Raw genomic sequence first — 10,000 nt, forward strand, 5'->3', positions numbered from 1 at the left:
CTTCTGACACAGTATCACTAACAGCTGGTGCCACTGCTGCTGTTTCAACAACAGGAGCTACTGCAGCAGTCTCTACTGTCACCGCGACTGCTTCTACACCTTCTTTTTCATGACGCACCGACTTGCGCATCTGACGACGTTGACGGCGTTCCACAATCTTAGAACTATGCTCTTCATCATGGTCTACGGCTTTGACCGGAGCTGGACGTTCTGATACAACTTTTTTCTGTTCAGGACGTTCAGTACGCTCAGGTCTTTCACCACGTTCAGCACGCTCTGGACGTTCTCCACGTTCCGGGCGTTCACCACGTTCCTGACGAGCTTTATCCTGTCTTGGAGCTCGTTGTTCCTGATTTCGTTCATTTGGACGTTCAGCTTTCGCTGGAGCAGCGTTGTCGTCTTTTGCAACTTTTTCATCCCCTTCCTGACGGCGGCGATTTTTGTTGTTACGACGTCTGTTGTTGTCACGGTTATTGTTGCGGCGTGGAGCTTCTTCAACTTTTTTCTCTGGTGCTGGCGCAGCAGCGAATAAAGATTTAAACCAACCCACCACAGACTCAACCAAGCCAGGTCCCGCATCTTTTGCTACTGTAGTTTCGACTTTGCGAGCTGCTGGCGCTGGGGCAGCTGCTGAGGCCTCAGCCATATTGATAGCAGAGACCGCTGGTTTTTCTTTGACGTTTTCGCCGATAGGGTGATACACAGCGCTGCCGATCGCAGGAGCTTTCACCATGTTATAGCTGGATTCTTCAATCTCTTCATCGATACGAATGCGCGTCACTTCATAGTTTGGCGTTTCCATATGTTCGTTAGGAATGATGTAAATCCGGATACCATGACGGCTTTCAATACGACGCACTGAATCACGTTTTTCATTCATCAGGTAAGTGGCTACAGAAACCGGGACCTGAGCATGGATCTGACTGGTGTTGTCTTTAATAGCTTCTTCTTCGATGAGACGTAAAATCGACAGAGCGGAAGATTCAGTGCTGCGGATAGTGCCGCGGCCATGACAACGTGGACAAACATGAGTTGCCGACTCGCCCAGTGAAGGACGTAAACGCTGACGTGACATTTCCAGTAAACCAAAACGTGAAATGCGGCCAATCTGCACGCGGGCACGGTCTTGTTTTACGGCGTCTTTTAAGCGGTTTTCTACTTCACGTTGATGGCGCACTGGCGTCATATCGATGAAGTCGATCACAATCAAACCACCTAAGTCACGTAAACGTAACTGACGGGCAATTTCATCGGCTGCCTCTAAGTTGGTATTAAAAGCGGTTTCTTCGATGTCACCACCTTTAGTTGCTTTTGACGAGTTGATGTCAATGGCAGTTAAAGCTTCAGTGCTGTCGATGACGATAGAGCCACCAGAAGGTAAACGCACTTCACGTCGGAAAGCGGATTCAATCTGAGTTTCAATCTGGAAGTGCATAAACAGTGGCACTTCGCCCTGATACATTTTAACGCGGTGGGCAAAATCAGGACGGAACTGCTGAATATAAACTTTGGCTTCTTCGAAAATACGTGGGTTATCGATCAGTATTTCACCAACATCACGGCGCAGATAATCACGAATAGCACGGAACACTACGTTGCTTTCCTGATGGATCAGAAATGGTGCAGGGCGGTTTTGTGCTTCATGCGTAATAGCAGACCAGTGCTTTAATAAGGCTTTTAAGTCGTAATCCAGCTCTTCGTGAGATTTGCCCACACCAGCGGTACGAACAATTAAACCCATGCCGTCTGGCAGTTGTAATTGATCCAGCGAGTCTTTTAAATCCTGACGCTCGTCCCCTTCAATACGACGGGAAATACCACCAGCGCGGGGATTGTTAGGCATCAGTACTAAATAAGAACCAGCTAAAGAGATAAAAGTGGTTAAGGCCGCGCCTTTTTGACCACGTTCTTCTTTATCAATCTGGATAATAACTTCCTGACCTTCTTTGACCACTTCTTTAATATTTGGGCGACCGTCAAAGGTATAACCGGCAGGGAAATATTCGCGGGAGATTTCTTTCAGAGGTAAAAAGCCATGGCGTTCAGAGCCATAATCAACAAAAGCTGCTTCCAGACTGGGCTCAACCCGGGTGATTCTTCCTTTGTAGATATTTGCTTTTTTCTGTTCGTGTCCTGGGCTTTCAATATCCAGGTCGTATAATTTTTGTCCATCGACAAGTGCTACGCGGATTTCTTCTTCCTGCGTGGCGTTAATTAACATTCTTTTCATTGTTTTGTGACTCTATTACATAGGCCACAACGCAACGACATCCTGCGTCCGCGTTTCAGATGGTCAAACATATCAAAGCTGCAGTCTCTCGACTGGGGATGCTTGAGCTAACTCATTTTATACCTTTACTGCTGTGTTACTTCAGGTGGACCTATATGGCTGCATCTGAGGGATCTTAGTCCGTCATGGCCAGCCTGCTGGTTACCTTCGTCTAACTTAAGACTGTTCAGGTATATTTGGCGCCGCCTTGTCAGGGCCGCACTTAAATGTTTTTTGCTGTGATCTGACACAGAGATCGCGCGATACCGCGCTGCGTTGTCGCAATTTTTTTTTGCCTAAGTGACCGGAAGCTGTGTTTTGTCTCTGTCAGTAATAAATTACGCAGCATTACTTCAGACAAATAGCGTTATTCTCGCTCGCAGAGTATAAATACGTTGGTTTTCCCAACGAATTCGGTATGATCTGCCTCCCGAACGGTGCCTCACATTTTCTCTTACGTCACTTTGAGCGCCCTAATTGCCATTTTTGGCATAATTAGCCCGGTAATTATCCCACTAATTAGCGACCAATAGCAACTTAATTTAAGCTTAGCAGAGTAACTGAAACGCATGACTGAAAATATCAAAACTCCGGTGCAATACATTGATGTAGAAGAAGATTATTCCGGTCAACGCATAGATAACTTCTTAATGGCACGGTTGAAGAGCATACCAAAGAGTGTGATTTATCGGGTTTTGCGTAAAGGTGAAGTACGGGTTAATAAAAAAAGAATAAAACCTGAGTACAAACTGCAAGCCGGTGATCAGGTGAGGGTGCCACCTTTGGTGGTCCATGACGAACCTGAAAAAGAGCCTGTGTCTATTGGTCTTGCCATGGTGAAAAACCTCGAAAGCCATATTCTTTTTGAAGACAACGACTTAATAGTGTTAAACAAACCAACAGGCATGGCGGTGCATGGTGGCAGCGGTTTGTCTTTTGGTGTGATTGAAGCCTTACGTGCTCTGCGCCCAACAGCCCGTCATCTGGAACTGGTGCATCGTTTAGACCGTGATACTTCAGGTTGTTTATTGATTGCGAAAAAACGCTCAGTGCTGACCAATCTGCACGAACAGTTGCGCTTAAAAACGGTAGAGAAAAAATACTGGGCATTAGTGGCAGGGCAGTGGGACAGCAAAATCAAAAAAGTCACAGAGCCACTGCGCAAAAACACCTTACAAAGTGGAGAACGGGTCGTGAAAGTGGATGAGGCTTTAGGTAAACCTTCAGAAACCCGCTTTAAAATATTGCAGCGTTATGAAGAAGGCACCTTAGTTGAAGCCTTTCCTGTAACCGGCCGTACTCACCAAATTCGGGTGCATACTGCCTGTAAAGGCCATGCTATCGCCTGCGATGATAAATACGGCGACAACGAATTTACCTCACAAATGCAGAAACTCGGGTTAAACCGATTGTATTTGCACGCTAAGACCTTAACTTTTACCCATCCTGGGACAGGCAAGCAATTAAGCTGCGACGCACCTTTGGATAATGCGTTAAGTGGTATTCTTGAAAAGCTGAAGAGAAAATAATGAGTTCGGATATAGCTTTAGTGGTTTTTGACTGGGATGGCACAGTGATGGACTCAGTCGGGCGCATTGTATCCTCTATGCGCTCTGCGGCAGAGTTGTCCGGCTTAGTGGTGCCGACAGAGCATCAGGTCAAACAAATTATTGGTCTGAGTCTGGACCCTGTATTTGATATTTTATTCCCTGGTATTAATGCCACACAGCGCCAGACTGTATTTGAACATTACCGCGACCAGTATTTGTCGCACGATCATCCGCCGACGCCTTTATTTGAAGGGGCAGAGCAAGTGATGCAGCAGCTGAAGCAACAAGGTTTGCTGTTAGCTGTGGCTACAGGTAAAGCTCGCAAAGGTTTGAAACGGATGTTTGAAGAAACTGGGTTAGAGCCTTACTTCAGCACCAGCCGCTGCGCCGACGAAGCTGAATCGAAGCCAAGCCCGGACATGCTGAAGCAAATTCTCTCTGAACTGAATTTACCTGCGCATCGCGCTGTGATGGTAGGGGATACTATTCATGATATGGCTATGGCACAGGCCATAGAGATGCCACGTATTGGCGTGACTCATGGTGTGCACGGCAGGGAAGAGCTAAGTCGTTATCAGCCTAAGGCTATTATTGATTCGCTGCCAGAGTTGTTAACAGCACTCTGATTTTTCATTTAAATTCATTTCTATACTTGGTATGCCCTAAGTAATTGGAGTTGTAGCGAGGCGACAAGTGCACCAGACCCCAGGAGCATAGTTTACCTATGTGACTGGGGCGAGAAGCGAAGTCAACAAAGCTACGGCTTCAAGTACGACGGGGATTAAGGTTGAGTTAGCAAATCCCTGCCTTCGTTTCTTAGCATCTCTAATAAACGGATCAATGGCAGGCCTATTAAGCTATTTGGGTCGTCGCCTTCGAGCTTTTCAAATAAACTAATACCCAAACCTTCGCTTTTAAAACTACCAGCGCAGTTCAGTGGTTGCTCTCTCTCTACATAAGAAAGGATCTCCGCGTCCGTCAGTTGACGAAAATGCACCTTGAAGGGTTCAACACAAAGCTGGTACTGCTTAGTTTGGGCGTTGACTAGCGCTAAGCCTGTTAAAAAGGTGACACTATGGCCACTGAAGCTCTTTAACTGTTTATAGGCATTTTTAGCGGTATGAGGTTTACCGAGGATATGACCATTAAACACGGCGACCTGATCGGAGCCTATGACCAAGCCTTCAGTCAGGTTATTGGCCACAGCCTGAGCTTTCAATACAGCTAAGCGGCTGACCAGTTGTTCCGGTGTTTCGCCCGGTAAAGCTGTTTCGTCGACTTCCGGTTTAGCCGTAGAAAAGTTCGGAGTAAGTTTTTCCAGTAAGGCCTTACGATACAAAGAAGTAGAGGCCAAAAACAGAGCTTGAGTTGACATATAAGCACCTCGTTGGGACAATGCGCCGCACTATACCCTTCCTGAGTGAAGTTGCAACTTTGTTGGCATGGTTTGTTAAAACAGCAATGACTTTAACCAACTTTAGCCAGAACTGGCGCAACAACAGCGGTTTAGGCAGTAAAATTAACAAAAAAGAGGCAGGAATCCTTTGACAGCTCTAGCCTCGATCTATATGATGCGCGCCTTATGCAAAAGGTAAAAATTCCAATTACCCTTGATCCAACACGGGCCGCGCAAAAACGTTCAACGTTTGACGGCATTATTCCGCTGGTGAATTTAACCAGATTAACGGAATCGTTAGTAAGTTCTGAGGGTGATGTAGACGTAGTAGTACATTGTGGAACTGATGAACAGGGATTGATCTTTATTGAAGGTCAGGCCCAATGTCAGGTTGAGGTCACATGTGAACGTTGTAACGAACATATGGGTCTGGAACTGAACACCAGTTTTGCATACACTCCAATCCGGAGTGACAAAGATTCGGCTCACGATGATATTCCAGAGCGCTACGAAGTGGTCGAAAAAAACGAACACGGCGAAGTTAACTTGAGGCAATTGGTTGAGGACGAATTAATTCTGGCTTTACCCTTGTTTCCGATGCACGACGAAGGATCTTGTGATCCAGCTAAAGTGCAGATGAGCTGGGGAGAAATAGAACCAGAACCAGAAAAACCGAACCCATTTGCAATATTGCAAGAATTGAAGAAAAAATAGTTTTTTAGGAGAAAGGCAATGGCTGTACAGCAAAACAAAAAATCTCGTGCAAGACGTGACATGCGTCGTTCTCATGATGCGTTGACTGGGCCAACGCTGTCTGTAGACGCAACTTCAGGTGAAACGCACCGTCGCCACCACATCACTGAAGATGGTTACTACAAAGGTCGTAAAGTAATTAAGTAAGTTTGGATGCACTCGTTGCAACCACTACGACTTAAAATAGCTTTAGACATGATGGGGGGCGACCATGGCCCCCAATCAACTATTCCTGCAGCCATAGAAGCGCTGTGTGAATTTCCTCATGTAGACTTAGTCCTTTGCGGCGATTCTGAAATTCTTACCCATGAACTAGAACAGGCTGGATATCTAAACCACCCTCAGCTGTCTATTCAACATGCCTCGCAACAAGTTCTGATGACAGACAAACCCTCAGTGGCTTTGCGTAATAAGCGCCAGTCCTCGATGCGTATTGCGCTGGATTTAGTTGAACAAAATAAAGTGGCCGCCTGTGTCAGCGCCGGTAATACCGGAGCTTTGATTGCGATGGCACATTTTGTTCTGAAGATGCTTAACGGTGTCGAGCGTCCTGCCTTAATCAGCAGCTTGCCTTCAACTGTCGGCAGTCCGGTCTTTATGCTGGATTTGGGAGCGACGGTGAATTGTGATTCAGATACCTTATTCCAGTTTGCTGTAATGGGCGCTGTGATGGCTGAAGAAGTCGAAGGCATAGTCAAACCCAAAGTGGCTTTGCTGAACATGGGCGAAGAAGAAATCAAAGGTTCGGATCAAATCAAACGAACCTCCTTACTCTTATCCGAATGTGCGGATATCAATTACATTGGCTACATCGAGGGCAATGACATTTTTTCCGGCAAGGCTGATGTGATTGTCTGTGATGGCTTTGTTGGCAATGTGGCGCTGAAAACCTGTGAAGGTGTAGCGAAACTCATCTTAAAACGCTTAGAAACTGCACTGAAAAACTCAATGTCTGCTCAACTTTTCGGCTGGTTAATCAAACCTTTTCTGAAAAGTATGTCTTTAGGTGTGAACCCCGACCAGTATAACGGGGCAAGTCTGATAGGATTGCGCGGAATTGTAGTGAAAAGTCATGGAAATGCGACAAAAGAAGCATTTCTTAGTGCCATCCGTCAGGCCGTGCGCGAGGTTGAACGCCAGGTGCCGGTGAAGATCAAAGACAGGCTGGAACACGTATTAATTGACAAAGCGTAGGGCCCAATGTATTCACGCATTATTGGAACCGGAAGTTACTTTCCGTCTCAGGTCAGAACCAATGCTGATCTCGAAACCATGGTTGAAACCACAGACGAGTGGATCATCGAACGAACTGGTATCAAAGAACGCCGCATCATAGCCGACAATGAAACTGTCGCTACTATGGGCGCTCAGGCTGCATTAAAAGCTATTGAAGCTGCAGGCATCGACAAAAACTCCATCGATATGATTGTCATGGCCACCACCAGCGCCGCTCGTGCTTTGCCAAGTGCAGCTTGCGAAGTGCAGCGTGAACTGGATATGCCGGGCATTCCTGCTTTTGACGTAGCTGCAGCCTGTGCTGGTTTTTGTTATGCCTTGAGTATTGCTGACCAATATGTAAAAAGTGGTATGGCAAAACGAGTACTGGTGATAGGCGCAGATTGTTTATCGCGTTTAATGAGCCCTGAAGACCGCAGTATGGTGATTTTATTTGGTGATGCCGCTGGTGCCGTTATTTTAGAAGCGTCAGAGCAGCCAGGTATTTTATCTACTCATATTCATGCTGATGGTAAATACTCCGAATTATTGTATGTCGACAATCCGATTCGGGGTGACGAAGCTTCAGTGCATAACTCCTGGGGCGCGATGAAAGGCAACGAAGTCTTTAAAGTTGCTGTCACCCGTTTATCTGAAGTGGTTGAGCAAACCCTTGCTGCCAACAATATGGATAAATCACAAATTGACTGGTTAGTGCCACATCAGGCCAACTTGCGCATTATCTCTGCTGTGGCCCGTAAACTGGATATGTCGATGGAACAGGTGGTGATCAACCTCGACCGTTACGGCAATACCTCAGCAGCAACTGTTCCTACCGCCTTAGACGAAGCTGTCCGTGACGGCCGTATCCAGCGCGGACAAACTATATTGCTTGAAGCCTTTGGCAGTGGTTTTGCCTGGGCTTCGGCTTTAATACGCTATTAACGATTGTACGAGAATATTGCGAGAACAATGATGAACAACAAACTTGCATTGGTATTTCCAGGACAGGGTTCACAAAGCGTCGGTATGTTGGCCGAACTGCATGCTGAATTTGCAACAGTGCGTGACACCTTCGCTGAAGCTTCAACGGCTTTAGGTTATGACTTATGGGCATTAGTGGCCAATGGCCCTGATACCGAATTAAATGAAACTCACCGCACTCAACCTGCGTTATTAACAGCTTCTGTTGCAGTGTATCGCGTATGGCTGGAACAGGGCGGTGCAACTCCTGCTTATTTAGCTGGTCACTCTTTAGGTGAGTACTCAGCGTTAGTTTGCGCTGGTGTATTGACCTTGTCTGATGCCGTCAAGCTTGTAGAAAAACGTGGTCAGTATATGCAACTGGCTGTGCCAGCTGGTACTGGTGCCATGTCTGCCATTATTGGCCTGGACGATGCGCTGATTGCCAAAGCCTGCGCTGAAGCTGCACAGGGCGAAGTGGTTTCTCCTGTCAATTTCAACTCGCCAGGTCAGGTGGTCATTGCCGGTAATAAAGCTGCGGTAGAACGAGCCAATGAACTTTGTAAAGCGGCTGGTGCCAAACGTGCGTTGCCTTTACCTGTGTCTGTCCCCTCACACTGCGCTTTAATGAAGCCAGCCGCAGATAAACTGGCCGCTAATTTAAACAGTATTTCGTTTCATACAGCTGTCATACCTGTAGTGAACAATGTCGATGTTGTTGCAGCAGCAGATGCCGCGGCAATCAAAGATGCGTTAGTGCGTCAGCTGTATAGTCCGGTGCGCTGGACAGAAAGTATTGAATTTTTAGCTGCGCAAGGCGTAGATACAGTGATTGAACTGGGTGCCGGCAAGGTATTAAGTGGCTTAATTAAACGTATTAACAAAGAGCTGAATACAGCATCAGTCACAGATGTAGCGTCGTTAAAAGACGCTTTAGCTGCAGAATAAAAGGCTTAAAGACAATGACAACTTCATTTATTTCGTTAGAAGGTCAGGTGGCCTTAGTCACAGGTGCGAGCCGCGGTATCGGTCGTGCTATTGCTGAACAATTAGCCGCTTTAGGCGCTAAAGTGGTTGGAACTGCAACAACTGAATCAGGCGCTGCAGCTATTTCTGCTTATTTAGGTGACAAAGGTTTGGGCCTGGTGTTAAATGTCGGCGATACAACCTCTATTGAGCAGTGTTTAGAGACGATAAAAGCTCAGTTTGGCGATATTGATATTCTGGTGAATAACGCTGGTATTACCCGCGATAACTTGTTGATGCGCATGAAAGAAGAGGAATGGTTCGATATCATGCAAACCAATTTGACATCAGTGTACCGTTTAAGTAAAGCTGTGCTGCGTAGCATGATGAAAAAGCGTCACGGCCGGATCATCAGTATAGGTTCAGTGGTAGGTTCTATGGGTAATGCGGGTCAGACTAACTATGCAGCAGCGAAAGCGGGCGTATTAGGTTTTACTAAGTCGTTAGCCAAAGAAGTAGCATCTCGTGGTATCACTGTGAACGCTATTGCGCCAGGTTTTATCGACACCGATATGACCAAAGAATTGTCAGATGAGCAAAAAGAAGCAATTTTCAGCCAGGTCCCGGCAAATCGTCTGGGCCAGCCGGAAGAAATAGCAGCCGCTGTAGCCTTTTTGGCTTCAGGTCCGGCGGCCTATATTACGGGTGAAACCATCCATATCAACGGTGGTATGTATATGGTGTAAGTTTTTAGCCGATGTGATTGAAGTTGTATTGCACCTTCATGAGCTAAGGCTATTAGCCAAAGTAATTGGAGTTGCAGCGCGACGACAAGCGAAGAGTCCCCATGAACATAGCTGTCCTATGTGATTGGGGTGACAGAGCGAA

At 46.5% G+C, this 10,000-nt stretch carries 10 protein-coding genes; 8 read left to right on the top strand and 2 right to left on the bottom strand.

Annotated features, from left to right (window positions below; all coding sequences use genetic code 11):
• Positions 1 to 2,230, bottom strand: a 2,230-nt coding sequence (gene rne / locus LDL40_RS12410) for a ribonuclease E (RefSeq protein WP_300995694.1), incomplete at its 3' end; no start/stop codon positions are given.
• A gap of 608 nt (positions 2,231 to 2,838) precedes the next feature.
• Here rne and rluC point away from each other — a divergent pair.
• Both rluC and LDL40_RS12420 read left to right on the top strand, forming a co-directional pair.
• On the top strand, positions 2,839 to 3,798 hold the full coding sequence (rluC, locus tag LDL40_RS12415) for a 23S rRNA pseudouridine(955/2504/2580) synthase RluC (protein ID WP_300995695.1): 960 nt from the start codon (positions 2,839 to 2,841) through the stop codon (positions 3,796 to 3,798).
• Positions 3,798 to 4,445 carry an HAD family hydrolase gene (locus tag LDL40_RS12420; RefSeq protein WP_300995696.1) on the top strand — a complete coding sequence of 216 codons (648 nt, stop codon included), beginning with the start codon at positions 3,798 to 3,800 and terminating at the stop codon, positions 4,443 to 4,445. Before rluC ends, LDL40_RS12420 begins: the two co-directional genes overlap by 1 nt.
• 155 nt (positions 4,446 to 4,600) lie before the next feature.
• Here LDL40_RS12420 and LDL40_RS12425 read toward each other — a convergent pair whose 3' ends face one another.
• Positions 4,601 to 5,194 (bottom strand): nucleoside triphosphate pyrophosphatase, encoded by a 594-nt coding sequence (locus LDL40_RS12425; RefSeq protein WP_300995697.1) that lies wholly within the window; start codon positions 5,192 to 5,194, stop codon positions 4,601 to 4,603.
• Positions 5,195 to 5,401: 207 nt separating this feature from the next.
• On the opposite strand from LDL40_RS12425, the gene yceD reads away from it, so the two are divergent.
• The 6 genes from yceD to fabG are packed head-to-tail and all read left to right on the top strand — an operon-like array spanning position 5,402 to position 9,858.
• A complete protein-coding gene (gene yceD, locus LDL40_RS12430; protein WP_300995698.1) occupies positions 5,402 to 5,929 on the top strand; it encodes a 23S rRNA accumulation protein YceD in 528 nt (175 codons plus the stop codon).
• Between the two features lie 18 nt (positions 5,930 to 5,947).
• Positions 5,948 to 6,115 carry a 50S ribosomal protein L32 gene (rpmF, locus tag LDL40_RS12435; RefSeq protein WP_008898943.1) on the top strand — a complete coding sequence of 56 codons (168 nt, stop codon included), beginning with the start codon at positions 5,948 to 5,950 and terminating at the stop codon, positions 6,113 to 6,115.
• Positions 6,116 to 6,121: 6 nt separating this feature from the next.
• On the top strand, positions 6,122 to 7,162 hold the full coding sequence (gene plsX, locus LDL40_RS12440) for a phosphate acyltransferase PlsX (protein WP_300995699.1): 1,041 nt from the start codon (positions 6,122 to 6,124) through the stop codon (positions 7,160 to 7,162).
• A 6-nt stretch (positions 7,163 to 7,168) separates the two neighbouring features.
• Positions 7,169 to 8,128, top strand: a complete 960-nt coding sequence (locus tag LDL40_RS12445; RefSeq protein ID WP_300995700.1) for a beta-ketoacyl-ACP synthase III — start codon at positions 7,169 to 7,171, stop codon at positions 8,126 to 8,128.
• 30 nt (positions 8,129 to 8,158) lie between these two features.
• Positions 8,159 to 9,094 (top strand): ACP S-malonyltransferase, encoded by a 936-nt coding sequence (fabD, locus tag LDL40_RS12450; RefSeq protein WP_300995701.1) that lies wholly within the window; start codon positions 8,159 to 8,161, stop codon positions 9,092 to 9,094.
• 14 nt (positions 9,095 to 9,108) lie between these two features.
• Positions 9,109 to 9,858: a 3-oxoacyl-ACP reductase FabG gene (gene fabG / locus LDL40_RS12455; protein ID WP_300995702.1), complete on the top strand. Its 750-nt coding sequence runs from the start codon at positions 9,109 to 9,111 to the stop codon at positions 9,856 to 9,858.
• The last annotated feature ends 142 nt before the right edge of the window (positions 9,859 to 10,000 follow it).

Origin of the sequence: Rheinheimera sp. (assembly GCF_020217005.1) — a bacterium.
GTDB lineage: Bacteria > Pseudomonadota > Gammaproteobacteria > Enterobacterales > Alteromonadaceae > Pararheinheimera.

Bases quoted from the DNA above. Each gene is read 5' to 3' on its own strand.
- rluC (WP_300995695.1), top strand. From the start codon at position 2,839: ATGACTGAAAATATCAAAACTCCGGTGCAATACATTGATGTAGAAGAA.
- LDL40_RS12420 (WP_300995696.1), top strand. From the start codon at position 3,798: ATGAGTTCGGATATAGCTTTAGTGGTTTTTGACTGGGATGGCACAGTG.
- LDL40_RS12425 (WP_300995697.1), bottom strand. From the start codon at position 5,194: ATGTCAACTCAAGCTCTGTTTTTGGCCTCTACTTCTTTGTATCGTAAG.
- yceD (WP_300995698.1), top strand. From the start codon at position 5,402: ATGCAAAAGGTAAAAATTCCAATTACCCTTGATCCAACACGGGCCGCG.
- rpmF (WP_008898943.1), top strand. From the start codon at position 5,948: ATGGCTGTACAGCAAAACAAAAAATCTCGTGCAAGACGTGACATGCGT.
- plsX (WP_300995699.1), top strand. From the start codon at position 6,122: ATGCACTCGTTGCAACCACTACGACTTAAAATAGCTTTAGACATGATG.
- LDL40_RS12445 (WP_300995700.1), top strand. From the start codon at position 7,169: ATGTATTCACGCATTATTGGAACCGGAAGTTACTTTCCGTCTCAGGTC.
- fabD (WP_300995701.1), top strand. From the start codon at position 8,159: ATGAACAACAAACTTGCATTGGTATTTCCAGGACAGGGTTCACAAAGC.
- fabG (WP_300995702.1), top strand. From the start codon at position 9,109: ATGACAACTTCATTTATTTCGTTAGAAGGTCAGGTGGCCTTAGTCACA.